This window comes from Streptomyces sp. KMM 9044, assembly GCF_024701375.2.
Lineage (GTDB): Bacteria > Actinomycetota > Actinomycetes > Streptomycetales > Streptomycetaceae > Streptomyces.
In genome coordinates this window covers 5540150-5567097 of sequence record NZ_CP113910.1, presented here as the reverse complement: position 1 = coordinate 5567097, position 26948 = coordinate 5540150, and the positions used below count along the sequence as shown (strand labels likewise).

Here is a 26948-nt window from a genome sequence, read left to right as displayed (position 1 = left end):
CTAGAAAGACTCGTCAACCGTGGCGCGCTGGAGAACTCGAACGAGTGACACACATTGCGGCAGACGCGGCGCAGGGCCCGGACACTCCCGAGGGAGCGTCCGGGCCCTGCGCGTGTTGCCTGTCCTACGGGTGCTTACCGCCGGCGCCGTACTACTGGGTGCGGTTCTCACCGCGGTAGTACTCGAAGACCCAGCCCCAGAGGCCGAGCAGGATCAGCGGTGCCGCGAAGTACATCAGCCACCAGCCGACGGCGACGGACAGGAAGGCGATCGCACCGCCGAGAGCGAGACCGAGCGGCTGCCAGCTGTGCGGGCTGAAGAACCCGACCTCGCCGGCGTCGTCGGCGACATCCGCCTCCTTGTCGTCCTGGGGACCCACGTCGACCCGCCGGGCGGTGAAGCCCAGGTAGAAGCCGATCATGATGCTCAGGCCGAAGGCCAGGAAGAGGGCCGTGGTGCCGACCGGCTCCTTCGACCACACGCCGTAGACGACTGCCACGGCGAGCAGGAAGGCGCTCAGCCACATGAACATCTTGCCCTGGATCTTCACTTGCCGGCCTCCTTGCCACCGGAGAGGACCTTCTCACCGTGACCGGTGTTCTCGAGCTGGTCGAGCGCGGCGATCTCCGGGTGGTGCAGGTCGAACGCCGGGGATTCGCTGCGGATCCGCGGCAGGGAGGTGAAGTTGTGCCGCGGCGGCGGGCACGACGTCGCCCATTCGAGCGAACGGCCGTAGCCCCACGGGTCGTCGACCTCGACCTTCCTGCCGTACTTGGCCGTCTTCCAGATGTTGTAGAGGAACGGCAGCATCGACAGGCCGAGCAGGAACGACGCGATGGTCGAGACCGTGTTCAGCGCGGTGAAGCCGTCGGCGGCCAGGTAGTCCGAGTAACGGCGCGGCATGCCCTCGGCACCCAGCCAGTGCTGGACCAGGAACGTGCCGTGGAAGCCGGCGAACAGCGTCCAGAAGGTGATCTTTCCGAGGCGTTCGTCGAGCATCTTGCCGGTGAACTTCGGCCACCAGAAGTGGAAGCCGGCGAACATCGCGAAGACGACCGTGCCGAACACCACGTAGTGGAAGTGCGCCACCACGAAGTACGAGTCCGAGACGTGGAAGTCCAGCGGCGGCGAGGCCAGGACGACACCCGTCAGACCGCCGAAGAGGAAAGTCACCAGGAAGCCCGCCGACCAGAGCATCGGTGTCTCGAAGCTCAGTGACCCCTTCCACATGGTGCCCAGCCAGTTGAAGAACTTCACACCTGTGGGGACCGCGATCAGGAAGGTCATGAAGGAGAAGAACGGCAGCAGCACACCGCCCGTGACGTACATGTGGTGCGCCCACACCGTCACCGACAGACCGGCGATCGCGATGGTCGCGCCGATCAGACCCATGTAGCCGAAGATCGGCTTGCGGGAGAAGACCGGGATGATCTCGGAGACGATGCCGAAGAACGGCAGCGCGATGATGTACACCTCCGGGTGGCCGAAGAACCAGAACAGGTGCTGCCAGAGCAGCGGCCCGCCGTTGGCCGCGTCGAAGATGTGCGCCCCGAACTTGCGGTCCACCTCCAGCGCGAACAGCGCCGCCGCGAGCACCGGGAAGGCGAGCAGGACCAGCACACCGGTCAGCAGCACGTTCCAGGTGAAGATCGGCATGCGGAACATCGTCATGCCGGGGGCGCGCATGCAGATGATCGTGGTGATGAAGTTGACCGCACCGAGGATCGTGCCGAAGCCGGAGAACGCCAGACCCATGATCCACATGTCGGCGCCGACACCCGGCGAGCGGATGGCGTCCGACAGCGGGGAGTAGGCGAACCAGCCGAAGCTGGCGGCCCCGTCCGGGGTGAGGAAGCCGCCGACCGCGATGAGCGAGCCGAACAGGTAGAGCCAGTAGGCGAACATGTTCAGCCGCGGGAAGGCGACGTCGGGCGCGCCGATCTGGAGCGGCATGATCCAGTTCGCGAAGCCGGCGAACAGCGGCGTCGCGAACATCAGCAGCATGATCGTGCCGTGCATCGTGAACGCCTGGTTGAACTGCTCGTTCGACATGACCTGCAGGCCCGGCCGGGCCAGCTCGGCGCGCATGACGAGCGCCATCACGCCACCGATGCAGAAGAACACGAACGACGTCACCAGATACAGCGTGCCGATCGTCTTGTGGTCGGTGGTGGTGAGCCACTTGACGACCACGTTGCCGGGCTGCTTGCGCCGGACCGGCTGCTCGCTCTCGTAGGAGCCCACAGACGCTGCGGCACCCTGGGGTTCATCGAGGATGCTCACAGGATGTTCGCCTCCCGGTTCTTCTCGTGGCTCGTCTGCTCGATGCCGGAGGGCACGTAACCGGTCTGCCCCTTCTCCGCGAGTTCCTGGAGGTGCTGCTCGTAACGCTCGGGGGAGACGACCTTCACGTTGAACAGCATCCGGGCGTGGTCCACGCCGCAGAGCTCGGCGCACTTGCCGAGGAAGGTGCCCTCACGGTTGGGGGTCACCTCGAAGGCGTTGGGGTGACCCGGGATGACGTCCTGCTTCATCAGGAACGGCACCACCCAGAAGGAGTGGATGACGTCCCGCGAGGTCAGGACGAAGCGGACCCGCTTGCCCTCGGGCAGCCACAGGGTGGGGCCCGGGTTGTTGGTCTGCGGGTTCCGCGTGGAGGGGGTGCCGCAGTCGTTGACACCGCCGGCGTCGGCCGGGAAGGCCTCCTTGTAGCGGTCCGGGACCCCGTCGAGCTCCTTGGCGGTCCTGGCGTCGCCGGTGGAACCCTCGACGTTCTCGATGTAGTTGAAGCACCAGCTCCACTGGAAACCGACGACGTTCACGGTGACGTCCGGCTTCGCCTCGAGCTTCAGGAGCTCGGACTCGTCACGGGCCGTGAAGAAGAAGAAGACCGAGACGATGATGAGCGGAACCACGGTGTACAGCGCCTCGATGGGCATGTTGTACCGGGTCTGCGGAGGTACCTCGACCTTGGTGCGGCTGCGCCGGTGGAAGAAAGCACTCCACAGGATCAGACCCCACACCAGCACGCCGATGGCGAGCGCGGCGGCCCAGGACCCCTGCCAGAGGGAGAGGATCCGGGGAGCCTCCTCCGTGGTGGGGGTGGGCATACCAAGGCGAGGGAAGTCCTCCCATGTGCAACCGGTGGCGGTTGCCAGGACCAGGCCCGCGGTCAGTGCCTGCAGCAGCTTCCGCCGCATCGGGCGCCGCAGCTTGGGGGTACCTCCCACGCCCTTCAGGCAGTGGGGGAGGTCGGAGCCGTTGGGACTCACGTAGCGCCTTCCCGAGAGTCTCGCCCGCGCTGTACGGCTGCGGCCTGGCCTTCTCGCTGGTCGGTCGCCGCCCTGCGTCGGGCAGGGGTTTGGATGTTTATGCGGACCAAACCCTAGCCGACGCCTTTCGGGGGGTCGCGAGGAGGGGGGCATACGCGCCGCCCGTCACCCCGAAGGGGTGGGGAGGCGCGCCCAATGGCCGGGAGTGCGGCTTGTGCGGTGGCAACGGCCGAGCCCGGCGGGCACGGAGGGCCCGGGGTGCGCACGCCCCCCTCTCCTCCGCGCTCCCTGCCCTCGCCGTCCTCTCCCCCTTCCCTGCCGGGTCCGCGGCTTACCGTTGCCGTATGTCCTACTTCGACGCCGCGTCCGCCGCTCCGCTCCATCCCGTCGCCCGTCAGGCTCTGTTGGCCGCGCTGGACGAGGGGTGGGCCGATCCGGCCCGGCTGTACCGGGAGGGCAGGCGGGCCCGGCTGCTGCTGGACGCGGCGCGCGAGGCGGCGGCAGAGGCGGTGGAATGCCGCCCGGACGAGCTGGTGTTCACGCCGTCCGGCACGCGGGCGGTGCACGCCGGGATCGAGGGGGCGCTGGCCGGGCGCCGGCGCGTGGGGCGCCACCTGATCGTGTCAGCGGTCGAACATTCCTCTGTGCTCCATGCAGCTGAAGTCCACGAGGCGCGGGGCGGTTCGGTCACCGAGGCCGGGGTGGACCGCACGGGTGCCGTGCCCCCGGACGCGTTTGCCGGGGCGCTGCGGCCGGACACCGCGCTGGCCTGTCTCCAGTCGGCCAACCACGAGGTGGGGACGGTGCAGCCGGTGGCCGAGGTGGCCGGGGCGTGCCGGGCGGCGGGTGTGCCGCTGCTGGTGGACGCGGCCCAGTCGCTGGGCTGGGGGCCGGTGGCGGGCGACTGGTCGCTGCTCACGGCGAGCGCCCACAAGTGGGGCGGCCCGTCGGGTGTCGGGCTGCTCGTGGTGCGCAAGGGGACACGGTTCGCTCCCCAGGGGCCGCTGGACGAACGGGAGTCGGGGCGGGCGGCCGGGTTCGAGAACATCCCGGCGGTGGTGGCCGCGGCGGCCTCGCTGCGGGCGGTGCGCGCCGAGGCGGCCGAGGAGGCGGCCCGCCTGCGGGAACTGACGGAGCGGATCCGGGTACGGGTGCCGGCACTGGTGCCGGAGGTGGAGGTGACCGGTGATCCGCAGCGGCGGCTGCCGGGGATCGTCACCTTCTCCTGCCTCTATGTCGACGGGGAGACGGTGCTGCACGAGCTGGACGTCGCCGGCTTCTCCGTGTCGTCGGGTTCGTCGTGCACGAGCAGTACGCTCACCCCGAGCCATGTGCTGAGGGCGATGGGGGTGCTGAGTGAGGGCAACGTCCGCGTCTCGCTGCCGCCGGGGACACCGGCCGGGGACGTCGAGCGGTTCCTGGCGGTCCTGCCGGGGGTGGTGGCGGGGGTGCGGGAGAAGCTGGGGGCGCCGGTGACCGCCGGGGGCGTACGGGGCGCGGAGCAGACCGGCGAGGCGGCCGGCGCCCCGCTCGTGGACGCGCCGGCCGACGGTGCCGCGGCCGTCGACGCCCTGGTCGTGGACGCGCTGGGCCGGCGGTGCCCGGTCCCGGTGATCGAGCTGGCCCGGGTGATCGGCGACGTGCCTGTGGGCGGCACGGTACGCGTCCTCGCGGACGACGAGGCCGCCCGCCTGGACATCCCGGCGTGGTGCGAGATGCGCGGGCAGGGGTACGTGGGTGAGGAACCGGCGGACCGGGGCTCGGCCTACGTAGTCCGCCGGATCTCGTGAACGACGGGGATCCGGGACCGCGAGCGTCCGGTGACCTCGGGGTCCACGACGCCGCCGTCGGCAGGTCCGGGGGCCCGGGGTACTGGCCTCGGTCTTGCGTGGGGGCAGGCCGACGGAGTCGGCGGGCCTTTTCGCTTTCCGGACCGTGCCACGGTTCGCAGCCGGAGCAGTCCCCCTGCTCGTAGCCTGAGCGCCCGGTGCCGCCGGTACGGGTTCGCGGGGCTCGGGCCGCCCTACCGGATCGGCCCACGGCGTCGCCACGAACCGGTCACCGGCCCCGGGACCCGATGGCCACCGGGGCTCGTGAACCGCCGGTACTTCAGCTTGTTCTTGCGAGGAACCCCCGGGGCTGTTCCCAACGGAGTCCTTCGGCCCCGGGGGGACTCACATCCTCGGTACCGCTGCGTCCGACCGCGGGGCGCCCGAGTCTCGCTCACGGGGAAGGGCGAGTCCGGCTACGTCGATCCGGCGTACACCTCCCGTACCTGCGCCGGGTGCGGGCACATCGACAGGGCGAACCGGGTTTCCCAGGCCCGGTTCGCGTGCCGGTCCTGCGGATTCGTTGATCACGCGGACCGGCACGGCTCCCGCAACATCCGGGCCGGAGCGTGGGAGTTGTGGCGACGCGGGGCCCGGCCGACGGCCCCTGCCCCGCCCCCCGCGCCGGCGGGACGGGGCTGGACGCGAACGCAGCACCCCAGCCGGTGACGCCCGTTGTGCGAGCCCGGGACTTTCAGTCCCGGGTCGTTGACATCAGGTGCTTCTTCACCTCGGTCGCGGGCTCGTCGCCGTAGGCCCGGGCGAAGCGCTCCATGAAGTGGGCGCGGCTCAGCTGGTACTCCTGTGTGCCGACGGTCTCGATGACCAGGGTGGCGAGCATGCAGCCGACCTGTGCGGCGCGCTCCAGCGAAACGCCCCAGGCCAGTCCGGACAGGAACCCGGCGCGGAAGGCGTCGCCCACCCCGGTCGGGTCCGCCTTGCGCTCCTCCCGGGCGCAGCCGACCTCGATGGGGTCCTCGCCCGCACGCTCGATGCGCACCCCGCGGGAGCCGAGGGTGGTGACGCGGTGGCCCACCTTGCCGAGGATCTCGGCGTCGGACCAGCCGGTCTTGCTCTCGATGAGCCCCTTCTCGTACTCGTTGGAGAAGAGGTAGGTCGCCCCGTCCAGCAGTATCCGGATCTCCTCCCCGTCCATCCGGGCGATCTGCTGGGAGAAGTCGGCGGCGAACGGAATACTCCGGGCTCGGCACTCCTCGGTGTGCCGGAGCATGCCCTCCGGGTCGTCGGCACCGATGAGGACCAGGTCGAGGCCGCCCACACGGTCGGCGACGGTCTTCAGCTCGATCAGCCGGGCCTCGCTCATCGCACCCGTGTAGAAGGAGCCGATCTGGTTGTGGTCGGCGTCCGTGGTGACCACGAAGCGGGCGGTGTGCAGCGTCTCGGAGATACGGACGGAGCCGGTGTCGACGCCGTGCCGCTCCAGCCAGGCCCGGTACTCGTCGAAGTCGAAGCCCGCGGCGCCGGCCAGGATCGGCCGGGTGCCGAGCTGCCCCATGCCGAAGGCGATGTTCGCGCCCACGCCGCCCCGGCGTACGTCGAGGTTGTCGACCAGGAAGGACAGCGAGACCGTGTGCAGCCGGTCCGCGACGAGCTGGTCGGCGAAGCGGCCGGGGAAGGTCATGAGGTGATCGGTGGCGATGGAGCCGGTGACTGCGATGCGCACGGCGTGGACTCTCCTGGGGGAGGGGGATTGACGGTCCACGCTATCGGGTGGACGCCGCCCGTTGAAGACCGGCAAAACTACCCGATAGTAGATCTTTCGTCGTGACCCGTGCCATACATACGGTGCTCGTATGACGAACCTCGAGTTCCACGTCCCCACACAGGCCGACCTCGACGGCGACCTGGCATCGCTGCGCGGCGACGGCGCCCGGATGTCTCCCCGCTGGACGGCACCGGACCGAAACACCGCCCGTCCGGTCTCCCCGTCCCTGATCCACGGCGTGTCCGTGCCCTCGTCCTCGGCCCGGCTGCTGGACGCGATGTCCGAGTACGGCGACTGAGCCGGGGTCTGCCGCGGCCGGATCCGTGCCCGGGGAACCGTACGCTCCTCCGTTGCGTCCCATCGCTGTCCCCCGTAAAGGGGATACGGGATACGACCCCTCAACGGTCCGGGTGCGACCGGGCAGGGTCTTCAGGGACAGCTGTGCAGCCGAAGGAGCGATGCGGTGAACACCGAGCGACCCGACAACGACGACGCCGAGGCGCGGGCCTCCGGCAGCGCGCGCGACACCGGGGGCGCTTCGGCCGACGGCGCGGACACCCCGCGGGGCGCGCGGCCCCGGGACGACGCCGCCGCGCCCCGCTCCGTCCCCGAAGCTCCCGCCCCCGGGGCCGGGGAGCCGGGGACGGGCACCGGGGACACCGGGGACACCGGGGACACCGGGGACACCGGGGCGGAGAGCGTCGGGGCGCCGAGGGGCGAGCACGAGAGAACCCCGGATGAGGCGGAACCCCGCACCACCCCCGGGCAGGCCGAGGACACGACGACCGGCATGACAGCCGGCACGGTGACGGGGGACACCGAAGGCGGGGGCCCGGGGAGCGGATCCGTGCCGGTCCTCCGAGCCCGAGACGAGCAGCCGGCGCCCGAGGACTCCATGCCCGGAGGCCCGCCCGCCGGGGGCGCGCAGGCCGACTCCTCGTCCGCCGGCGCGGGCGCGGCGTCCGCGCCGGAACCTGTGGGCGCGGGCGCATCCGGTGTGGAATCCGGGGCACCGCGGGCGGACGTTCCCGGAACCCGGGCCGGAGAGTCCGGTTCCGTACGTGCCGACGCCCACGAGCCGCCGGCCTCGGAAGGCACGGACGCGACCGCGCCCGAGGCACCGTGGGCCGACGGCCCCGAGGCCCCGACGCCGGATCCCGCAGCCGCCGCGAGCGATACCGCACAGACCGACGAAGCCGGGAACCGGGCACCGAAGAGCAGGCCCGAGGGGGCGCACCACGGCGAAGCCGAGAGCCCGGAGGCCGGGACTCCGGCCGCCAAAGGCGCACGGGCCGACGCCGCGGAGGCGGACGGCGACGCGGACCGGGCCGCCGGGAGCAAGTCCGTGCAGGATGCCCCTCGGGAGAGTGGCAGGGCTACGGCGGCCGAAGAACCGGAGACCGGATCCGCGGCCACCGGGGGCCCCGGGCCCGATGCGTCCGCGGCCGGAGGGGCGGCGGCCGGGGGGCGGGAGACCGGCATGGCCGGGGCCTCACCCGCGCGGGGGGCCGCCGGCGACGGTCCGGTGCCGGACGCCGACGAGGGACGTACCGCCGTGGGCCACGGCGGCGACGCGGCCCACGCCGACGTACACGGCGGCGGTGACGGGCACGGAGCCGGGCGGTGGCGGTCTCCGGGGCTGGTGGCGGCGGTGGCCGCGGCGGTGCTGCTGGTCGGGGGCGGCGGGGCGTATCTCGCCGCCAGCGCCTCCGGCGGGCCGGGCGGCGGTACGAGTCCGGGGGTGAACGGGGACGGCACTCCCCCGCCGCTCACCCTCGACGCCTACACCGAGGGCGGCACGCACGGCATCGCACCGGGTGAGCCCAACCCGTACGGCGCCGCCTACCGCGCCGACGGCCCCCTCCCCGAGGGCCCCGACGCGGCGCCGGTGTACCGCGCCCGGGGGGAGATCACCGAGGCACAGGTGACCGGTCTCGCGAAGGCGCTCGGGGTCGGCGGGAAACCGGTGACGGAGGGCGAGGCCTGGCGGATCGGCGGCAAGGACGGCAGCGGGCCCACGCTGCGGGTGGAACGCGGCGCCCCCGGCACCTGGACGTTCAGCCGGTACACGCCGGGCCCCGACGCCTGTACGGGCAAGGACGAGGCCTGCCGGGCCCCGTCGGCCGGCGACATGCCCGCGGTGAGCGAGGAGGCCGCGAAGAAGGCCGCCGCGCCCGTGCTGAAGGCGCTGGGCCAGGACGACGCGAAACTCGACGCCGGCCAGGTCATGGGCGTCAAGCGGGTGGTGAACGCGGAGCCGGAGGTCGGCGGGATGCCGACGTACGGCTGGACGACCGGAGTGGTCGTCGGCGCCGGCGGTGAGGTGGTCGGCGGCAGCGGCCGGCTGTCGACACCGGTGAAGGCGGACTCGTACCCCGTGGTGGACGCCGAGGAGGCGCTGGAACTGCTGAACACGGCACCCGGCGCCGGCGGGCGCGCGGAGATCGGCGGCTGTGCCACTCCCGTACCGCTGGAGGACGGTGACCGGCAGGAGCCGTGCGTCACGGCACCGACCCTGCCCGCCAAGGACACGGTCGTCGTCGAGAGGGCGGTGTTCGGGCTGGCCGCACACGCGGTGGACGGGCAGCAGGCGCTCGTGCCGTCCTGGCTGTTCGAGGTGCGGCCCACGGACACGCAGGACGGCGGCACGGTGACGTATCCGGCGGTCGAGCCGGAGTACCTCGCCCCGCGGGCGCGGTCCGGGGAGCCGAGCACGGAACCGGAAAAGCTGGGGGACGGCGACCGGCCGACCTCGTCGCCGACGGCGCGCGAGGTGGCCGTCAAGGGCTACACCGCCGAGGGCGACGAGCTGACGGTGACCTTCACCGGCGGAGTGTGCGCCGACTACGAGGCGGCGGCGGGCGAGAGCGGCGGCCGGGTCACGGTCACCGTGACCGAGACGCCCTGGCCGGACAAGGTCTGCATCCTGATCGCCAAGCAGTACCAGCAGACGGTGCGGCTCGACGCGCCGCTGGGGGCCCGTGAGGTGGTGGACGCCGACGGTGAGCCGGTGCCGCTGCGCAAGGACGGCGCGCGGCTGCCCGCGCCTCCTTCGGAGGGGTGACGAAGGGCTGAAGGCCCGAAGGCGGCGGTCCCGTCCGGACGGGACCGCCGCCTTCGTGGTGCCGACGCGCTGTGCCGCCCGGGTGCGGGTCCCGAAGCGGAGTCGGGGACCGCTCAGCTGAAGGAGTCGCCGCAGGCGCAGGAGCCCGTGGCGTTCGGGTTGTCGATGGTGAAGCCCTGCTTCTCGATGGTGTCGACGAAGTCGATGGTGGCACCGCCCAGGTACGGGGCGCTCATCCGGTCGGTGACGACCTTGACACCGTCGAAGTCCTTCTCCACGTCGCCGTCGAGGGAACGCTCGTCGAAGAAGAGCTGGTAGCGCAGGCCGGAGCAGCCGCCGGGCTGGACGGCGACGCGCAGGGCGAGGTCGTCACGGCCTTCCTGGTCGAGCAGCGCCTTGACCTTGGCCGCGGCGGCTTCGGTCACGATGATGCCGTCGGTGGCGGTGGTGGTCTCGTCCGATACGGACATCTACATCTCTCCCGGGTTGTACGGAGACTGCTTGCCGACGGTTGCAACCGACGGGGCCGCGGATTCATTCCGGGCCGGGAACGCGTTCTCTCGGCTCCGTCTTCATGCTCGCACACGGCCCGGCAAGCGGAAAACGCTCCGGGCGGGGAATGGACGGGCCACTGCCGGGATTCATGTCACATGGACGCTATGGCCGTCGTCAAACCGACGCGAGCCGGTTATGATAGATAGTGTCAATTCGACGAAAAGTCGAACCGGTGTCCCGCTTGTCCCGCCGGTCCGGCCCTCACCGGCCCGGCCGACCGCAGAACAGAAAGGGTGCGTGTCGTGACCACCGCCCAGACCCAGGAGCTCGACGTACAGCCGACGCCCCTCGCCCTGTTGCTCCTCGGCCGGGAGGCCGACCCGAGGAGCGAGCGCGGCGTGGAGTGTCCGGGTGACCTCCCCTCGCCGTCCGACCCGGACCTGGTGGCACGCGCCCGCGCCGCCAAGGAGAAGCTCGGGGACAAGGTCTTCGTGCTCGGCCACCACTACCAGCGCGACGAGGTCATCCAGTTCGCCGACGTCACGGGCGACTCGTTCAAGCTGGCCAGGGACGCCGCCGCGCGCCCGCAGGCCGAGTACATCGTGTTCTGCGGTGTGCACTTCATGGCCGAGTCCGCCGACATCCTCACCGGCGACGACCAGAAGGTGGTCCTGCCGGACCTTGCGGCCGGCTGCTCCATGGCGGACATGGCCACCGCCGAGCAGGTCGCGGAGTGCTGGGACGTGCTGACCGAGGCCGGGATATCCGACCGGGTCGTGCCCGTCTCGTACATGAACTCCTCCGCCGACATCAAGGCCTTCACCGGCAGGCACGGCGGCACCATCTGCACCTCCTCCAACGCGAAGCGCGCCCTCGACTGGGCTTTCGAGCAGGGCGAGCAGGTCCTCTTCCTCCCCGACCAGCACCTCGGCCGCAACACCGCCGTACGGGACCTGGGGATGTCCCTGGAGGACTGCGTCGTCTACAACCCGCACAAGCCGAACGGCGGGCTGACGGCGGACGAGCTGCGCACCGCGAAGATGATCCTGTGGCGGGGCCACTGCTCGGTGCACGGCCGCTTCAGCCTGGACTCGGTCAACGACGTGCGCGAGCGCGTTTTGGGTGTCAACGTCCTGGTGCACCCCGAGTGCCGGCACGAGGTCGTGGCCGCGGCGGACCACGTCGGGTCGACCGAGTACATCATCAAGAAGCTGGAGGCCGCCCCGGCCGGTTCCAAGTGGGCGATCGGCACGGAGCTGAACCTGGTGCGCCGGCTGGCGAACCGTTTCGCTCCCGAGGGCAAGGAGATCGTCTTCCTGGACAGGACGGTCTGCTTCTGCTCCACGATGAACCGCATCGACCTCCCCCACCTGGTGTGGGCCCTGGAGTCGCTGGCGGAGGGCAACCTGGTCAACCGCATCGAGGTGGACCGGGAGACCGAGCAGTTCGCCAGGCTGGCCCTGGAGCGGATGCTCGCGCTGCCGTAGCCGGGCCGTTCCTCGTCGCGGAGGACTCCCCCACGCGAAGGCCCCGAAGGTTTCCCGCAGGACCCCCATACCGGGCCCCTGCCCGGAACCTTCGGGGCCTTTCTGTGGGAACCACCCCGAAGCTCTCGTCTCAGTGCGCTCTCCAAGCGCGGTGGGCGGGAAGGCGCGACGTCCGCCGACGGCCCGGGGTGGGGCGGAGGGCTGGTAGTGGTCCGGGGACGGGAAAGCCGTCCGCATGGCGAAGCAGCCCAGCGGATTCACGTAGTTGAGGAGCTGCAAGGGACGGAGACGCTGGTGAACACCGGTGAGCTGTGGCCCGACCCCGATGGGGCCCGGCTGCGGGTACGACGGATGCAGACCAAGCTGCACCAATGGGCGGTCGATGATCCCGGCCGCAGGTTCGATGATCTCTACAACCTCGTCCATCACCCCGACTTCCTCACGGTTGCGTGGGAGAGGGTGAGGGGCAACAAGGGGGCGCGCACCGCCGGCGTGGACCGGGCCATCCCGGCCTTCATCGCCGACGACGCCGACACTGTGGCCTTCCTGAAGAACGCGCGGGAGCAGTTGAAGGCCCGCACGTTCACTCCTCTGCCGGTGCGGGAGCGCATGATCCCCAAGCGGGGCAGCGGGGGAAAGCTCAGGAGACCGGGGATCCCCACCGCGATGGACAGGCTCGTGCAAGCCTCACTCGTGCTGGTCCTGGAACCGATCTTCGAGGCGTCCTTCAAGCCGGTCAGCTACGGCTTTCGCCCCGAACGACGGGCCCACGACGCGATCGCTGAGGTCCATCACCTCGGCACCAAGGGCTACCACTGGGTGCTGGACGCGGACATCGAAGCGTGCTTCGACAACATCGCACATTCCGCTCTTCTTGAGCGGAATGTGCGGACAAGTCGGAGACAAGCGGGTTCTGGCCCTGGTCAAGGCGTTCCTGAAGGCGGGCATCATGTCCGCCGACGGCGAGACCAGGGACACGAACACCGGCACACCCCAAGGCGGCATCGCCTCGCCGCTGTTGGCGAACATCGCTCTCTCGGCACTGGATGAACACTTCTGCGCCAAGTGGGACGCTCGCGGCAGTGGCGGCAGGCGGACAGCACACCGTCGACGCGGAGGCGCCACATACCGGATCGTCCGCTACGCGGACGATTTTCCGATCATGGTGTGCGGCGCCCGAGCTCACGCGGACGCGCTGTGGGAGGAGGTCACGGCCGTACTTGCCCCGCTGGGGCTTCGTCTGTCCGAGACCAAGACCCGTGTCTGTCACATTGACGAGGGCCTGGACTTTCTCGGCTTCCGCATCCAGCGGAGGCGCAAGAAGGGCACCAGCGAGCACTACGTCTGCACCTACCCGTCGAAGAAGGCGCTGGCCTCCATCACGGGCAAGGTTCGGGCGGTGACTGACAAGAGAGGTCAACGCACCCTCGCCGACCTGCTCCGCCAGCTCAACTCGGCGGTGAGGGGATGGTGTTACTACTTCCGGTTCGGGTCCTCCGCGGCCACATTCCACTCTCTCGACGACTTCACTTGGCGTCGAGTGACCCTGTGGCTGAGGAAACAACATCCCGGGATCGACTGGAGGACTCTGCGGCGCCGCTGTCTGGCCGGTGAACCCGGTTGGCGGCCCGAGGAGGACGGGATCACGCTGTTCGTCCCGCAGCGGGTGAAGGTGACCCGCTATCGCCGGCGCGGATACAGCATCCCGACACCGTGGGCGAAGACCGCGACGGCGTGAGCCGTGCGGCCCAGCGGGAGTCCGTGGAGCGCCGGATGCGGTGAGAGTCGCATGTCCGGTGCGGAGGGCGGGCCGGGGAAACGGGCTGGTCACAAGGCCAGTACCGCGCCCCGGTCCGACCCCTACCCCACCGCCGGGCCGTCGCAGCGGGACGGTGGAGCTGAGGGCAGTCCGAGCCGGGGAACGCCGGTGAAGACGGGAAGCAGCCCTGACAACGCCGGGACGGCGCGAAGGGGCGCCCCGTGATGACTCCACGGGGCGCCCCTTCGTCCTACGGGCGGACGTCAGACCTGGGCCGGCTCCGGTTCCTCCGAAGCCTCCGGCTGCGCAGTCGCGCCCTTCTTCTCCGCCCGCTTCTTCGCGCGCCGCTCCTTGCGGAGCTCCAGCATCGCGTAGAGCGTCGGCACCAGGAGCAGGGTCAGCAGCGTCGACGTGATCAGACCGCCGATCACCACCACGGCCAGCGGCTGGGCGATGAAGCCGCCCTCACCGGTGACGCCGAGCGCCATCGGGAGCAGGGCGAAGATCGTCGCCAGGGCCGTCATGAGGATCGGGCGCAGCCGGTGCCGGCCGCCCTCGATCACGGCCTCGACGACGCCGTGCCCCTGGGCGCGGTACTGGTTGATCAGGTCGATCAGCACGATCGCGTTGGTGACCACGATGCCGGTCAGCATCAGCATGCCGATCATCGCCGGGACGCCCATCGGGGTGCCCGTGACGATCAGCAGGCCGATCGCGCCCGTCGCCGCGAAAGGGATGGACACCAGCAGGATCAGCGGCTGGGCGAGCGACCGGAAGGTGCCGACGAGCAGCATGAAGATGATCGCGATCGCCGCGAGCATCGCCAGGCCCAGGTTGGCGAACGCCTCGTCCTGGTCCTCGGACACGCCGCCGATCTCGGCCGTCGCGCCCGCCGGGAGGGTGAGCGCGTCGATCTTCGTCTGGAGCTCGGCGCTGACCGCGCCGGTGTTGTCACCGGTCGGGCGGGCGGTGACGGTGGCGGAGCGCTGGCCGTCGATCCGGGTCATGGACACCGGGCCGTCCTTCAGCTCGACGGTGGCGATGTCGCCCAGCTCCACCGGGCCCAGGCGCAGCTTCTTCAGTTCGGCCAGGGTGGTGGCCGGTTCGGCCGAGCGGATGACGACGTCGCGCTCGGTGTCGTCGAGGACCACCTTGGCGGCGGGGGTGCCCCGGATCGCCTGGGCGACGGCCGCGCCGAGCGTCTGGCTGTTGAATCCGGCCGCGGCGGCACGGGAGTCGGCCTCCACGGAGATCCGCGGGACGCTCTGCGACAGATCGCTGGTGACGTCCGCGACGTCGTCCAGCGAGGCCACGGCCTCCCGTACCTGGTCGGCCGCCTTGCGCAGCACCTGCGCGTCGGCCGCCTTGACGACGACGCTCAGGTCCTGGCTGGCGAATCCGTCGCCGCCCGCGATGGTGGTGGTGCCGATGCCGTCGAGTCCGGCGAGGCCCTTCTCGAGGCGCTCCTGCACGTCCTCGGAGGACGCGGAGTCCTCCAGCATCACCTGGTAACTGGCCTGGTTGGTGTCCGTGCCGCCGCCGAAGGCCGCCATGAAGCCGGACGAGCCGATGGTGACCTGGTGGTCCCTGACGCCCTCGGTGTCGCCGAGCAGCTTCTCGACCTTCCTGGCCTGCGCGTCGGTCGCCTCGAGGCTGGTGCCGGGCTCCAGCTCCTGACGGACCGTGAGGACCTGCTGCTCGCCCTGGTCGAAGAAGTTGGTCTTGAGCAGCGGGGTCATGCCGAACGTGCCGATCAGGACGACGACCGCGATGGCGATGCTGGCCGGCCTGCGCCGGGTGGCGAAGCGCAGGACGGAGACGTAGAACTTCTGGAGGCGGCTCTTCGCCTCCTTCTCCTCGGCCAGCCTGCGGGCTTCCTCGGCGTCCTCGGGGGTGCCCTTCGGGGGACGCAGGAACCAGTACGACAGGACGGGGACGACCGTCAGCGACACCAGCAGGGAGGCGAGCAACGCCGCCGTGACGGTGATGCTGAAGGAGCCGAACAGCTCGCCCACCATGCCGCCGACCAGGCCGATCGGCAGGAAGACGGCGACGGTGGTGAACGTCGCGGACGTCACCGCGCCGGCCACCTCGCGGACGGCGCCCAGGATCGCCTCACGGCGCTCCTCGCCGTAGCCGAGGTGCCGCTTGATGTTCTCCAGGACGACGATGGAGTCGTCCACGACCCGGCCGACCGCGATGGTCAGCGCGCCGAGGGTCAGCATGTTCAGCGACAGGTCGCGCGTCCACAGCACGATCAGCGCGAGCACGACGGACAGCGGGATGGACACCGCGGTGACGAGGGTCGAGCGGATCGAGGCGAGGAAGACCAGGATCACCAGGACCGCGAAGACCAGACCGAGGGTGCCCTCGGTGGTCAGGCCCTCGATGGCCTTGGCGACGGCCGGGCCCTGGTCGCTGACGACCGTGAGTTCGGCGCCCGAGCCGAGGGATTCGCTCAGGTCGGGCAGCTTCTCCGCGACGGCGTCCGAGATCGCGACGGCGCTGCCGTCGTGGTCCATGGTGACGACCACGGCGAGGCTGGGCTCGCCGTTGGTGCGGGTGAGGGAGTCGGCCCTGGCCTCCTGCTGCTCGACCTCGGCCACGGAGCCGAGGCGGACCGGCTTGCCCTCACCGGGCTGTCCGGTGACCATCAGGTCCTCGATCTGCTCGAGCGAGGTGTAGCCGCCGCCGACCTGGACGGTGCGGTTGGCGCCGTCCTCGTCGAAGGAGCCGGCCGGGACGGTCGCGCCGCCCGCCTGGAGGGCCTGGGTGAGCGCCTGCGCCGTGAGACCGGCGTCGGCGAGCTCGGCGTCGTCGGGGGTGACGGTGACCTGGAGGTCCCGGACGCCGTCCACGGTGACCTGGCCGACGCCGTCGATGCCCTCGAGTTCGGTGACCACGGTCCGGTCGAGCCGGTCGGCGAGGGCCTGCTGGTCCTCGTCGGAGGTGACGGCGAGGACCAGGGTCGGGATGTCGTCGGTGCTGCCGGCGACGACCTGCGGGTCCACGGCGTCGGGAAGCAGGACGCGGGCCCGGTTGACGGCCTGCTGGACGTCGGCGACGAGCTGTTCGGTCTCGTTGCCGAAGTCGAAGGACGCCATGATCACGGCGTTGCCCTCGCTGGCCGTCGAGGTGACACCGGAGATGCCGTCGACGGCCTCCAGGTTGTTCTCGATGGGCTCGACGACCTGCTTCTCCACCACGTCCGGGGACGCGCCCTGGTAGGGGGCGATCACGGAGACCATGGGCAGTTCGATGGTGGGCAGCAGCTGTTGCTTGAGCTGAGGTATCGCGATCGCCCCGAACACGAGCGCGACGATCGACATGAGACCGATCAGCGCGCGTTGCGCGAGGCTGAATCTGGCCAGCCAGGACATGGGTTACGGATCTCTCTTCTGTGAGCGTCTGTGAGCGGTCGGAAGCGGTCACCGGCACCGTCTGACGCACGGTCACGGGCGGGGGCACGGCCGGGCCGAGCCGGGTGCGCGCTCTACACAGTGGTGCATCGGGAGGGTCGATCCGTAGGCCCGAGGTCCCGTTCCTTCGGGCGCCGGCTACTCCCCCCGCAGTACACGCGGTCGCGTTCAGTCCGTCCTCGGGCGGACCAGGCCGGACTCGTAGGCGGTCACGACCAACTGGGCCCGGTCGCGGGCGCCGAGCTTGGCCATGGCCCGGTTGACGTGTGTCTTGACGGTCAGCGGGCTGACCTCCAGGCGCCGGGCGATCTCGTCGTTGGAGTGGCCGCCGGCCACCTGGACCAGCACTTCGCGCTCCCGCATGGTCAGCGAGTCGAGCCGCTGCGCGCGGGCCGGGTCGCGGCCGGCGCCGTCGGCCGTGCCCTCCTGGGCGAGGAAACGGGCGATCAGGCCCTTGGTGGCGGCCGGGGACAGCAGCGCGTCGCCCTCGGCGGCGATCCGGATGGCGCTCAGCAGTTCGCCGGGTTCGGAGCCCTTGCCGAGGAAGCCGGAGGCACCGGCCCGCAGCGACTGCACCACGTAGTCGTCGACCTCGAAGGTCGTCAGGATCACCACGCGGACCCCGTCGAGTTCGGGGTCCGCGCTGATCAGGCGGGTGGCCGCGAGACCGTCGGTGCCGGGCATCCGGATGTCCATCAGGACGATGTCCGCGCGCTGTGCGCGGGCCAGGCGGACCGCCTCGGCACCGTCGGACGCCTCGCCCACCACCTCCATGTCCGGCTCGGAGTCGACGAGCACGCGGAAGGCGCTGCGCAGCAGGGCCTGGTCGTCGGCGAGCAGGACGCGGATGGTCACGGGTTCCCCCAGGAGTGCTGGTCACGGGCCGCCGTCCCGGGCTGTGGGCGGGTCACGAACCGTCCTGGACCGCGGACGTGCGGGGCTCGACGGGCAGGATCGCATGGACGCGGAAGCCGCCGCCGTAGCGGGGGCCGGTGGTGAGGGTGCCGCGCAGGGCGGTGACGCGTTCCCGCATCCCGAGCAGGCCGTGGCCGCCTCCGTCGCCGTTGGCGGCGGGAGCCTCGTGCCGGACCGCGCCTGTGCCGTCGTCCAGGACGGTGACCTCGAGGTGCGGGCCCACCCGGACGACGCTGACCTCCGCCTTCGCCTCGGTGCCGGCGTGTTTCTGGACGTTGGTGAGAGCCTCCTGGACGACCCGGTAGGCGGCCAGGTCGACGGCGGCGGGCAGCGCGGGGGCGTGGTCCGGGCGCCGGTCCTCACGGGCGACCAGGACGCGCAGGCCGGCGCTGCGGAAGGTGCCGGTGAGTTCGTCGAGGCGGTCCAGGCCGGGGGCGGGCTCGGTGGGCGCCTCGGGGTCGCCGGACTGGCGCAGCAGGCCGACGGTGGCGCGCAGTTCGCCGAGCGCCGAGCGGCTGGCCTCGCGTACGTGGGCGAGGGCCTCCTTGGCCTGGTCGGGCCGCTTGTCCATGACGTGGGCGGCGACCCCGGCCTGGACGTTGACCAGCGCGATGTGGTGGGCGACGACGTCGTGCAGGTCGCGGGCGATGCGCAGGCGTTCCTCGGCGACGCGGCGGCGGGCCTCCTCCTCGCGGGTGCGTTCGGCCCGCTCGGCACGTTCCCTGATGGCCTGGACGAAGGCGCGGCGGCTGCGGACGGCGTCCCCTGCGGTGGCGCCGATGCCGGTCCAGGCGAAGATCCCCAGGTTCTCCTGGGCGTACCAGGGCAGCGGGCCTGCGATCATGGCGGCGCCGGTGAGGACGGTCATGGTGAGCAGGCCGGCCCGCCAGGTGGTGGGGCGGTCGGTGGTGGAGGCGACGGTGTAGAGCGCGACGACCACGCACATCGCGACCGGGGCACGGGGGTCCCCGGTGACGGACTCCACCAGGGAGGCACCGCCGGTGAAGCCGAGGACCGCGCGGGGCGCGCGGCGCCGGAAGGGGAGCGCGGCGGCGGCGAGCACCATGAGGACCAGACTGAGCAGATCCGGGGCATGCAGCGTCCAGGTGACGCCGTCAGGGCCGTGCGGGTCCACGAGGGAGCCGGCCAGCATGCACGTCAGGACGCCCGCGGCCAGGGCCGTGTCCAGGGCGAAGGGGTGCGCGCGCAGCCGCCGCCGGGCCCGCTGGAAGGTGCTCACAGCCGTTCACCGTACGGCCTCGCGGGGGCGTGCGGGGAACGTACGGAGGCGGGCGGCCCTGCGGGCCGGGGGCTCATGTGCCCGGGATCAGGCCGTCGCCGTCGTCGCCGAGCAGCTCCCGGACCTCCTCGATGGTCGCGTCCGGGGAGGGGAGGATGAGGTCGGATGGTTCCAGCGCGTCGTCCGGCAGCGGCTCGCCGAGCTCGTGGACCCTGTTCAGCAGGGCGGTGAGGGTGCGGCGGAAGCCGAGGCCGTCGCCGCCCTCCATCTCGGCGAGGAGTTCCTCGTCCAGTGTGTCCAGCTCGGCGAGGTGGCTCTCGGCCAGAGCCACCTGCCCCTCCCCCATGATCCGTACGATCATGTCGGCCTCCTGGGCACCCGCGCGGGGGCCTCGCTCGTCATCGGCACGGGTCGGTGTCCCGTGCGGCGGTCACTGCTTGTCGAACCTCGGGGTGTCCTGCGGCTGCTGCTGCGACCGGGGCTGCTCGCTGCCGCCCTCGATGGCCTGCTTCTCGGTGGAGGAGCCGCCCGCCAGCTCGGCCTTCATGCGCTGCAGTTCCAGCTCCACATCCGTACCACCGGAGAGCCGGTCCAGCTCGGCCTGGATGTCGTCCTTGCGCATGCCGGACTGGTCGTCGAGGGCGCCGGAGGCGAGCAGCTCGTCGAGGGCGCCGGCCCGCGCCTGGAGCTGGGCGGTCTTGTCCTCGGCCCGCTGGATCGCCAGCCCGACGTCGCCCATCTCCTCGGAGATGCCGGAGAAGGCCTCGCCGATCCGGGTCTGCGCCTGCGCCGCCGTGTACGTGGCCTTGATGGTCTCCTTCCTCGTACGGAAGGCGTCGACCTTGGCCTGGAGCCGCTGGGAAGCGAGGGTGAGCTTCTCCTCCTCGCCCTGGAGGGTCGCGTGCTGTGTCTCCAGGTCCGTCACCTGCTGTTGGAGGGCGGCGCGGCGGGAGAGGGCCTCGCGGGCGAGGTCCTCACGGCCCAGCGCCAGCGCCTTACGGCCCTGGTCCTCCAGCTTGGAGGACTGGGACTGCAGCTGATTGAGCTGGAGCTCCAGGCGCTTGCGGCTGGTCGCCACGTCGGCGACACCCCGGCGGACCTTCTGGAGCAGCTCCAGCTGTTTCTGGTACGAGTAATCGAGGGTCTCGCGCGGATCTTCGGCCCGGTCCAGGGCCTTGTTCGCCTTCGCGCGGAAGATCATCCCCATACGCTTCATGACACCGCTCATGGGCTTCGCGCGCCCCCTTCTGACGGACTCCGGCTCACATCTCTGCGACAGAACCCACAGTACGGGCCCTGCATCCATTACCGCACTGTCCGGGAGCGGATGCGCTCCTCCCCAAGGACGACTGCGTCTCCTTCCGGTCCAGCGCAGGGAGTAGGTGTTCCCCGGGGTGCCTGCGGACAACGCACCCCAAGTCGCACACAACGCCCCTCTTGTGCTTCTACAGACGCGTGGTGTTGCCGGATCGTTCCCCCCCGGGAGTGGGGTCCAACCCCGTACACCCCGTACCCTTGGGTTTTGTGTTCCGTAGCCGTGCCAAGGAAGAGAAGGCCCACGCCGACAAGGCGACGGTGACCGACTCCACTCAGACCCGCCACCCGGAGGCCCCGAAGGGCCGCCCCACGCCCAAGCGCAGCCAGGCCCAGACCCAGCGGCGCAGCGTGGCCAATACGTCGATGACGCGCAAGGAGGCCGCCAAGCGGCAGCGTGACGAGCGCCGGGCCGCGATGGAGCGCCAGCGCCAGGCGCTGGCCAGCGGCGACGAGCGCTACCTGCCTGCCCGCGACAAGGGGCCGGTGCGCCGGTTCGCGCGCGACTACGTCGACTCACGGTTCAACATCGCGGAGTACTTCCTGCCGATGGCGGTGATCATCCTGGTGCTGAGCATGATCCAGGTGCCCCAGCTGCAGAACGTGGCGCTGCTGCTGTGGCTCGTCGTGATCGTGATGATCGTGCTCGACTCCGTCGTGACCGGTTTCCGGCTGAAGAAGCGGCTGGCCGAGCGCTTCCCCGGCGACAATCGCCGCGGCGCCGTCGCCTACGCGCTGATGCGCTCGCTGCAGATGCGCCGGCTGCGCCTGCCCAAGCCCCAGGTCAAGCGCGGGGAACGGCCCTGAGCACCACGCCGTTCGCCGACGGCACGGCACCTGTAGCCGTGCCCGCGCAGGCCCCGCACTCCGCGCCGAAGGCGGGTGGGACGGCCGGGCCGCCCGGGAACCTGCGGGAGGTCGTGCAGCAGGAGCTGGTGGCCCGGCAGCTCGACGAACAGATAGCGGGGCGGTTCCCGGTCGGGCGACGGCTGCGCGTGCTGGATGTCGGCATGGGCCGGGGCACGCAGGCGCTGCGCCTGGCACGGGTCGGCCACCAGGTGACCGGTCTGGAGCGGGACACGGAGATGATCGCCGCCGCACGCGCGGTGCTCGCCGGGGAACCCGAGGGCATCCGCGAGCGGGTGCGGGTCATCGAGAGTGACGGCCGCGACACCGGGGTACACTTCCTGCCGGGCAGCTTCGACGTGGTGCTCTGCCACGGCGTGCTGATGTACGTGGCGGAGCCGGACCCGCTGGTGGCGGGGCTGGCCCGGATGCTCGCTCCCGGCGGCCTGCTGTCGCTCTTGGTGCGCAACGGCGACGCACCGGCGATGCGGTCCGGCCTGCGCGGCGACTGGGCCGGGGCGCTGGCCGCGTTCGACTCGGCGCGCCACAGGGACGGCTCAGGGCTCGAGGTGCGGGCCGACCGGCTGACGGACCTGACGGCAACCCTCGCGGGGCTCGGTGCGCCACTGCACACCTGGTACGGCGTACGGGTCTTCACGGACACGGCGGTGGACGGAGCGCGGGTCGCGCACACTCCCGGCTGTCCCGACGACCTGGCGGCGCTCCTCGCGGTCGAGGAGCGGGCCGGCCGGACGGACCCCTACCGCGGGGTGGCGTCGCTGTTCCACCTGTGCGGCGTGCGGGACTGAGCGGACGCGGGACGGGCGAGGGCGTGAGCCCCCGCCCGAACGCTCACGTCTCGTCCGCGTGGAGGCTCATCGGCCCGTAGATCTCCGTGTCGTCCTCAAGCAGCCGTACCTGGTCGGCGCCGCCCTCCACCAGCGCCTTCCAGTTCTCTCCGATCCAGGACTCGGCGTCCCCCTGCGTGGTGAAGTCCTCCGGCGTCACCACGGGCCCGACCTGCGTCCCGTCCGCCTTCTCGAACCGCCACGTCCATGCCGCCATGTACGCCTCCCGTGGGTATGAGCACCTGCACAACAGGAGCCGGATCACGGTCCGGCCCTGACCAGAGACTAGAGCCTGTCCGGCGGATGATCCGGTGGATCATCGGGAACAGGGCCTTTCGTTCGGATCAGGCCGGATCAGGGAGTGGGGCCCGGTGCCGTGCGTCGCAGGGCGGAGGAGTGAGCCGGCCGGGGTCTCCCCTGCTCATGGGGGCCCCGCTCGAGCGAAGTCGGAGGTGGGGGGAAGCCGAGAGCTCGGGGAAGGAGCCCCGGGGACCGACGGCAACACGGCGAGGTGCGGTGCCGGGGTCCGCGGGCCCGGCCCGAACGGGAGGCCCCGAGGCCCGGCCGGGCGCGCAGGAGGCGGGGGGAGGGGAGAAAATCGGATCCGTGGAACTCACTCTGCTCGGCACCGGTGCCCCCGCGGGCCTGCCCCGCCCCGCCTGTCCCTGCGCCGCCTGCGCGTCGGCCGCCGGTCCGTACGCGCGCGCGGCGACCTCGCTGCTCGTGGACGGCTCGTTGCTGCTCGACCTGACGCCGGGCGTGGCGTTCGCGGCCGCCCGCGCGGGGCGTTCACTGGGCGGTGTGCGCCAGGTACTGCTCTCCCATCCGCACGACGGCCCCGCGGTCGAGGTTCCCGCCGGGCTGCCGCAGCCGGGCCGGGTGCCGGACGGGCGGGAGCTGGCACTGCTGACGGGTCACCGGGTGCGGGCGGTGGCGCTGGACGCGCCGGGCACCGGCTACGCCGTGACGGGTCCGGACGGGCGGCGGCTGCTCTATCTGCCGCCGGGGACCGCGCCGGCCGGGCTGGAGGAGCCGGCCGGGACGTACGCCATGGTGCTGCTGGACGTCGTGGGGCGTCCGGACGCGCTGGCGCGGCTGCGGGCGGTGGGCGCGGTCGGGCCGACGACGGACGTGATCGCCGTGCACCTCGACCACGACGTGCCGCCGGGTGCGGAGGAGCGGCGCCGGCTCGCGGCGGCCGGGGCGCGCGCCGTGCCGGACGGGACCACGCTGGAGGTGGGCGCCTACGAGGACGTGCCCGACCTGCCGCGCCGGACGCTGGTCCTGGGCGGGGCGCGGTCCGGCAAGTCGGTGGAGGCCGAGCGCCGGCTGGAGTCCCTTCCCCAGGTGCTGTACGTGGCGACCGGCGGGTCCCGCAACGGGGACACCGAGTGGGCGGCCCGGGTGTCGGCTCATCGGGAGCGGCGGCCGGGGTCGTGGCGGACCGTGGAGACCTGCGACCTGGTGCCCCTGTTGGGGGGCGACGGGCCGCCGCTGCTGGTGGACTGTCTGTCGCTGTGGCTGACGGACGCCATGGACTCCGTCGGGGCGTGGGACGACGCGGAGTGGGCCGACGGCGGGGAACGGGCGCTCAGGGAACGGGTGCGTGAGCTGACGGACACGGTGCGCGCGACCCGGCGGACCGTGGTCGCCGTGTCCAACGAGGTGGGCTCGGGCATCGTCCCCGCCACCGCGTCCGGCCGCCGGTACCGGGACGAGCTCGGGCGGCTGAACGCGATGTTCGCGCAGGAATGCGAACAGGTGCTGCTGGTGGTGGCGGGCCAGGCACTGGTGCTCCGTGGGTGAGCCACGAGGGCCGGGGCCCGAACGGGGCCGGGGGCGGGGTCAGTCCGGCCGGTTCGCCGGCTTGCGCGCGATGATCCGGTACGCGTTGGCGAACGGGGTGCGCCGCAGGACGGGAGCCAGCGTCAGGTCCGTCAGTGCCACGACGGCGACCAACGGGGCGCCCGCACGCAGCAGTACGGCGCGCACGCGCTGCTGGAACGGGGTCGGCGGGATCGCACGCCAGGGGGCGTCCGGGGCGGGCAGGGCGTGGGAGAGGGCCAGCGCGGTGGCACCGGCCAGGTCGTACGGAACGTACACGGGGCGGTGCCTGGCTCCGGCTCCGGTGGGCCGGGACCGGGTGGTGACGATCGTGCAGCCGAGCGACTCCAGTTCGGCCCGGAGGTTGTGCGGCGGCAGCAGATGCAGCCGCCGGGGCTGGTCGTAGGACAGCCACCGGCTGCCGAACAGGGCGGCGAACGCGCTGCCGGGGTCCAGGGTCTCGACGAGCAGATGGCCGCCGGGGCGCAGGGCTTCCAGGGCGGCGTGGAGTTCGGCCCGCGGGTCGGTGGTGTGTTCGAGGTGGTGCAGCAGGCTGACGACGTCGTAGCGGGCCGCCACCCGGGCCCGCACCTTCGGGTCCGTCAGCGCGCCGATGTGGGCCTCCTCCACGCGGCCGAGGACGCGGGCACGTTCGACGCGCGCGGTGAGGTCGGTGCCGTCGAAGGCGGTGTACGGGAAGAACTCCCGTGCGGTGTCCGGGAAGCGGGCGTGTCCGGTGCCGACGTCCAGCCAGCTCTCCGGTTCACCGAAGCGCAGCATCGCGCGGGCCGTGGCCCGGCGGCGGCGCGGGGCGTCGCGCAGCGCGAGAACCGCGTCGGTGACGGCGTCCCGGGGGGCCCCGCGCAGCGCCCGCCGGTGGAAGGCCAGGCCCTCGGCGGTGAGGCGGGGGTTCTGGAAGGTGTGTCCGCAGTCCCGGCACGCGTCGACGGTGAACCGGCCCGGCCGGTGCCGCCGCAGGTCGCCGGTGCGCAGCCGGTTGCGCAGCCGGGCCGAGCCGCACCAGGGACAGTCCGCGCGGCGCGGCTCGTGCACCCGTACGGAGGCGGCCTGCTGTGCGGGGACGACCGGGGCGCCGGGGGCGGCCGGCGACGGGGCGGCGGGCGCGTCGGGGGCGTCGGGGGCGTCGGGCACGGACATGGGCGGCTCCGGGTGAGTGGGGCGGGGAGGGGTGCGGGGAGGGGTGCGGGGAGGGGTGCGGGGAGGGGTGCGGGGAGGGGTGCGGGCGGGCAGGTGTGGAGTTCGGTGACGACATTCCCTCGTAAAACGTTACGGATCGGATGGCTCTCCCGGGTGCAATGACGCCGGGGTGGCGCCGTCCGGCGGACGGAATGCCGACGGCGCGGCCCGGATGATGCCGACGACGGGCCCCGGGGCTCCGGCGTGTTCGATCCGGGCCGGTACTGTTCGGCGAATGAGCGCGCTGAATCTCGACGACTTCACGGATCTGATCGAGCGTCCGGACGGCGGGGTACGCCGTGACGCGGAGGCTCGCCGCGAGCGCCAGGTCGTGCCGCCCGGGTCGCTGGGCCGCCTCGACGCGCTGGGTGAGTGGCTGGCGGCCGCGCAGTCCGCGGTGCCGGTGCGGCCGGTCGAACGGCCGCGGGTCGTCCTTTTCGCCGGAGATCACGGGGTCGCCCGGCTGGGTGTCTCGGCGCGGCCCGCGGGCAGCGCCGGGGAGTTGGTGCGCGAGGTGCTGGAGGGCGGCCGACCGGTGTCCGTGCTGGCCCGGCGGCTCGGGGTGCCGGTGCGGGTGGTCGACATGGCCCTGGACTGCGATCCGGACGCCCTGCCCGAGGACGTCGTACGGCACCGGGTGCGGCGCGGCAGCGGACGGATCGACGTCGAGGACGCGCTGACGCCGGAGGAGGCCGAGGCGGCGTTCCGGGCCGGGGTCGCCGTGGCCGACGAGGAGGCCGACTCCGGTACGGATCTGGTGGTGCTCGGTGATGTGAGCGTGGGCGGGACCACGGCGGCGGGCGTGCTGGTGGGCGCGCTGTGCGGGACGGACGCGTCCGTGGTCACCGGGCGCGGCGGCGTGGCGATCGACGACCTGGCCTGGATGCGCAAGTGCGCGACGATCCGTGACGCGCTGCGGCGGGCCCGGCCGGTGCTCGGTGACCAGCTGCGGCTGCTGGCGACGGTGGGCGGAGCCGACCTCACCGCGATGACGGGCTTCCTGCTGCAGGCCGCGGTGCGGAAGATGCCGGTCGTACTCGACGGGGTCGTGACGGCGTCGTGCGCGCTGGTGGCACAGCGGATCGCGTTCCGGGCGCCGGACTGGTGGCTGGCCTCGCACGACAGCGGCGAGCCGGGCCAGGCGAAGGCGCTGGACCGGATGGCGATGGAACCGCTCCTCGCCCACGGCGTCACCGTGGGCGAGGCCACGGGCGGCCTCCTGGCCCTCCCTCTGGTCCAGGCCGCGGCCGCCCTGGCCGCGGAGCTTCCGGAACGCCCCGAGGAGTCGGAGATCCCGAAGGCGCCGGCGCCCTCGGACCGCCCGACCGAAGCGGACCGGCCCGAGACTCTGTTGCTCAATTGCGGAGAGTGACGCCGACCTGTCGACGGGGCGCGTGGAACGGGCCTCGCGAGGAGGCGGTCCGGCCCCTCTCGGATGCGGTGCGTGACCATCCCCCGAATTGAGCAGCAGAGTCGCCCGAGGCGCCAAAGACCCCGGGAACGCCGGCGGCCTCACAGCAGCCGGTGGCCGACGGGCAGCCGGAGCCGGCCCCGGCTTCGAAGCCCGAGTAGCCGTCCCCAAGCCCCCGAGCGACCGCCCCGGAGCAACGTCCCGCTGCCTCCCCGCGTCCGACGCAGCGGGGCGCGAGCCCGGAAGGGGCACGGCCGGCCGCGACCGCGGGGCGACCGGAAGACCTTCCACCGGGGCCACGT

General features: G+C 72.1%; 22 protein-coding genes and 1 pseudogene. 11 read left to right on the top strand and 12 right to left on the bottom strand.

Features of this window, described 5'->3' with window-relative positions:
• Positions 1–151: 151 nt before the first annotated feature.
• Genes HUV60_RS25090 through ctaC form a run of 3 tightly spaced genes read right to left on the bottom strand, consistent with a single transcriptional unit; the run spans position 152 to position 3272 of the window.
• Positions 152–550: a cytochrome c oxidase subunit 4 gene (locus HUV60_RS25090; RefSeq protein WP_257849462.1), complete on the bottom strand. Its 399-nt coding sequence runs from the start codon at positions 548–550 to the stop codon at positions 152–154.
• Positions 547–2283: an aa3-type cytochrome oxidase subunit I gene (gene ctaD / locus HUV60_RS25085; RefSeq protein WP_257849461.1), complete on the bottom strand. Its 1737-nt coding sequence runs from the start codon at positions 2281–2283 to the stop codon at positions 547–549. The genes HUV60_RS25090 and ctaD overlap by 4 nt, the downstream gene beginning before the upstream one ends.
• Positions 2280–3272, bottom strand: coding sequence for an aa3-type cytochrome oxidase subunit II (gene ctaC / locus HUV60_RS25080; RefSeq protein WP_443047410.1), 993 nt, complete (start codon positions 3270–3272; stop codon positions 2280–2282). Before ctaC ends, ctaD begins: the two co-directional genes overlap by 4 nt.
• 344 nt (positions 3273–3616) lie before the next feature.
• On the opposite strand from ctaC, the gene HUV60_RS25075 reads away from it, so the two are divergent.
• Complete coding sequence (locus HUV60_RS25075; RefSeq protein ID WP_257849460.1) at positions 3617–5062, top strand: cysteine desulfurase/sulfurtransferase TusA family protein; 1446 nt, start codon at positions 3617–3619, stop codon at positions 5060–5062.
• A 30-nt stretch (positions 5063–5092) separates the two neighbouring features.
• Positions 5093–5770 carry a zinc ribbon domain-containing protein gene (locus tag HUV60_RS33650; RefSeq protein WP_331462020.1) on the top strand — a complete coding sequence of 226 codons (678 nt, stop codon included), beginning with the start codon at positions 5093–5095 and terminating at the stop codon, positions 5768–5770.
• Positions 5771–5795: 25 nt separating this feature from the next.
• On the opposite strand, the gene HUV60_RS25065 is transcribed toward HUV60_RS33650, so the two are convergent.
• The gene (locus HUV60_RS25065; RefSeq protein WP_257849458.1) at positions 5796–6785 is read right to left on the bottom strand and encodes a carbohydrate kinase family protein; all 990 of its coding nucleotides are present in this window, start codon (positions 6783–6785) and stop codon (positions 5796–5798) included.
• A gap of 130 nt (positions 6786–6915) precedes the next feature.
• Here HUV60_RS25065 and HUV60_RS25060 point away from each other — a divergent pair, with 130 nt between their 5' ends.
• Entirely contained in the window at positions 6916–7125 is a 210-nt protein-coding gene (locus HUV60_RS25060; protein WP_257849457.1) for a hypothetical protein, read from the top strand.
• A gap of 1182 nt (positions 7126–8307) precedes the next feature.
• Complete coding sequence (locus tag HUV60_RS25055; protein ID WP_257850244.1) at positions 8308–9891, top strand: hypothetical protein; 1584 nt, start codon at positions 8308–8310, stop codon at positions 9889–9891.
• A 113-nt stretch (positions 9892–10004) separates the two neighbouring features.
• Here HUV60_RS25055 and HUV60_RS25050 read toward each other — a convergent pair whose 3' ends face one another.
• The gene (locus HUV60_RS25050) at positions 10005–10361 is read right to left on the bottom strand and encodes a HesB/IscA family protein (protein WP_042173429.1); all 357 of its coding nucleotides are present in this window, start codon (positions 10359–10361) and stop codon (positions 10005–10007) included.
• A 327-nt stretch (positions 10362–10688) separates the two neighbouring features.
• Here HUV60_RS25050 and nadA point away from each other — a divergent pair, with 327 nt between their 5' ends.
• The 3 genes from nadA to HUV60_RS33640 all read left to right on the top strand — a co-directional run bounded on the left by nadA (position 10689) and on the right by HUV60_RS33640 (position 13611).
• Positions 10689–11873, top strand: a complete 1185-nt coding sequence (nadA, locus tag HUV60_RS25045) for a quinolinate synthase NadA (protein ID WP_257849456.1) — start codon at positions 10689–10691, stop codon at positions 11871–11873.
• A gap of 294 nt (positions 11874–12167) precedes the next feature.
• Positions 12168–12923 carry a reverse transcriptase domain-containing protein gene (locus HUV60_RS33645; RefSeq protein ID WP_331462019.1) on the top strand — a complete coding sequence of 252 codons (756 nt, stop codon included), beginning with the start codon at positions 12168–12170 and terminating at the stop codon, positions 12921–12923.
• Complete coding sequence (locus tag HUV60_RS33640) at positions 12823–13611, top strand: group II intron maturase-specific domain-containing protein (protein ID WP_331462054.1); 789 nt, start codon at positions 12823–12825, stop codon at positions 13609–13611. Before HUV60_RS33645 ends, HUV60_RS33640 begins: the two co-directional genes overlap by 101 nt.
• Positions 13612–13895: 284 nt before the next feature.
• Here the strand turns inward: HUV60_RS33640 and HUV60_RS25035 are convergent, their stop codons facing one another.
• The 5 genes from HUV60_RS25035 to HUV60_RS25015 all read right to left on the bottom strand — a co-directional run bounded on the left by HUV60_RS25035 (position 13896) and on the right by HUV60_RS25015 (position 20434).
• On the bottom strand, positions 13896–17012 hold the full coding sequence (locus HUV60_RS25035; protein WP_257849455.1) for an efflux RND transporter permease subunit: 3117 nt from the start codon (positions 17010–17012) through the stop codon (positions 13896–13898).
• A 207-nt stretch (positions 17013–17219) separates the two neighbouring features.
• Positions 17220–17906, bottom strand: a complete 687-nt coding sequence (locus HUV60_RS25030; protein ID WP_257849454.1) for a response regulator — start codon at positions 17904–17906, stop codon at positions 17220–17222.
• Positions 17907–17958: 52 nt separating this feature from the next.
• On the bottom strand, positions 17959–19206 hold the full coding sequence (locus HUV60_RS25025; RefSeq protein ID WP_257849453.1) for a sensor histidine kinase: 1248 nt from the start codon (positions 19204–19206) through the stop codon (positions 17959–17961).
• A 73-nt stretch (positions 19207–19279) separates the two neighbouring features.
• A complete protein-coding gene (gene pspAA, locus HUV60_RS25020) occupies positions 19280–19567 on the bottom strand; it encodes a PspA-associated protein PspAA (RefSeq protein ID WP_257849452.1) in 288 nt (95 codons plus the stop codon).
• Positions 19568–19636: 69 nt separating this feature from the next.
• Positions 19637–20434: a PspA/IM30 family protein gene (locus tag HUV60_RS25015; protein WP_269441234.1), complete on the bottom strand. Its 798-nt coding sequence runs from the start codon at positions 20432–20434 to the stop codon at positions 19637–19639.
• 211 nt (positions 20435–20645) lie between these two features.
• On the opposite strand from HUV60_RS25015, the pseudogene HUV60_RS25010 reads away from it, so the two are divergent.
• Positions 20646–21327 (top strand): annotated as a pseudogene (locus HUV60_RS25010) (DUF3043 domain-containing protein).
• A gap of 128 nt (positions 21328–21455) precedes the next feature.
• A complete protein-coding gene (locus tag HUV60_RS25005) occupies positions 21456–22175 on the top strand; it encodes a class I SAM-dependent methyltransferase (protein ID WP_257850242.1) in 720 nt (239 codons plus the stop codon).
• Between the two features lie 43 nt (positions 22176–22218).
• Here HUV60_RS25005 and HUV60_RS25000 read toward each other — a convergent pair whose 3' ends face one another.
• Positions 22219–22431, bottom strand: a complete 213-nt coding sequence (locus tag HUV60_RS25000) for a hypothetical protein (RefSeq protein ID WP_257849451.1) — start codon at positions 22429–22431, stop codon at positions 22219–22221.
• 389 nt (positions 22432–22820) lie between these two features.
• On the opposite strand from HUV60_RS25000, the gene HUV60_RS24995 reads away from it, so the two are divergent.
• Entirely contained in the window at positions 22821–24020 is a 1200-nt protein-coding gene (locus HUV60_RS24995; RefSeq protein WP_257849450.1) for a bifunctional adenosylcobinamide kinase/adenosylcobinamide-phosphate guanylyltransferase, read from the top strand.
• 39 nt (positions 24021–24059) lie between these two features.
• On the opposite strand, the gene HUV60_RS24990 is transcribed toward HUV60_RS24995, so the two are convergent.
• Positions 24060–25196, bottom strand: a complete 1137-nt coding sequence (locus HUV60_RS24990) for a class I SAM-dependent methyltransferase (RefSeq protein WP_257849449.1) — start codon at positions 25194–25196, stop codon at positions 24060–24062.
• A 274-nt stretch (positions 25197–25470) separates the two neighbouring features.
• On the opposite strand from HUV60_RS24990, the gene cobT reads away from it, so the two are divergent.
• Complete coding sequence (gene cobT / locus HUV60_RS24985) at positions 25471–26607, top strand: nicotinate-nucleotide--dimethylbenzimidazole phosphoribosyltransferase (RefSeq protein WP_257849448.1); 1137 nt, start codon at positions 25471–25473, stop codon at positions 26605–26607.
• Positions 26608–26948 lie beyond the last annotated feature (341 nt).

Coding starts and splice junctions, on each gene's coding strand:
- HUV60_RS25075 (WP_257849460.1), top strand. CDS start 3,617: ATGTCCTACTTCGACGCCGCGTCCGCCGCTCCGCTCCATCCCGTCGCC.
- HUV60_RS25060 (WP_257849457.1), top strand. CDS start 6,916: ATGACGAACCTCGAGTTCCACGTCCCCACACAGGCCGACCTCGACGGC.
- HUV60_RS25055 (WP_257850244.1), top strand. CDS start 8,308: ATGGCCGGGGCCTCACCCGCGCGGGGGGCCGCCGGCGACGGTCCGGTG.
- HUV60_RS25050 (WP_042173429.1), bottom strand. CDS start 10,361: ATGTCCGTATCGGACGAGACCACCACCGCCACCGACGGCATCATCGTG.
- HUV60_RS33640 (WP_331462054.1), top strand. CDS start 12,823: ATGTCCGCCGACGGCGAGACCAGGGACACGAACACCGGCACACCCCAA.
- HUV60_RS25035 (WP_257849455.1), bottom strand. CDS start 17,012: ATGTCCTGGCTGGCCAGATTCAGCCTCGCGCAACGCGCGCTGATCGGT.
- pspAA (WP_257849452.1), bottom strand. CDS start 19,567: ATGATCGTACGGATCATGGGGGAGGGGCAGGTGGCTCTGGCCGAGAGC.
- HUV60_RS25015 (WP_269441234.1), bottom strand. CDS start 20,434: ATGAGCGGTGTCATGAAGCGTATGGGGATGATCTTCCGCGCGAAGGCG.
- HUV60_RS25000 (WP_257849451.1), bottom strand. CDS start 22,431: ATGGCGGCATGGACGTGGCGGTTCGAGAAGGCGGACGGGACGCAGGTC.
- HUV60_RS24990 (WP_257849449.1), bottom strand. CDS start 25,196: ATGTCCGTGCCCGACGCCCCCGACGCCCCCGACGCGCCCGCCGCCCCG.
- cobT (WP_257849448.1), top strand. CDS start 25,471: ATGAGCGCGCTGAATCTCGACGACTTCACGGATCTGATCGAGCGTCCG.